Source organism: Arthrobacter halodurans, from assembly GCF_041877255.1.
In the GTDB taxonomy this organism is placed as follows: Bacteria; Actinomycetota; Actinomycetes; order Actinomycetales; family Micrococcaceae; genus Arthrobacter_N; species Arthrobacter_N halodurans.
Genome location: NZ_JBHDLJ010000052.1, coordinates 1 through 219 on the forward strand (window position 1 = coordinate 1; position 219 = coordinate 219).

Here is a 219-nt window from a genome sequence, read left to right on the forward strand (position 1 = left end):
TACTCGACGGCCAAGGCCGTCGCCTCGGTGAAGCAGGGTGTGAAGGTCACCGTGACCCACACGTACGCGTCCTGGTCCAAGGTCTCCTACGCGGGCCGGTCCGGCTGGATGCCCTCCTACGCCCTGAAGACCCCGGTCGCCCCGCCGAAGCCGAAGGTCGTGGACGTCAGGGACAAGACGATGCAGGTCGTGGGCAACCAGAGCATGCGCGCCTCGGCA

General features: G+C 67.6%; 1 protein-coding gene. It reads left to right on the top strand.

What is annotated here, in order from left to right; genetic code table 11:
• The coding region (locus ACETWP_RS17395) for an SH3 domain-containing protein (RefSeq protein WP_373973543.1) at positions 1 to 219 on the top strand (219 nt) is incomplete at both ends.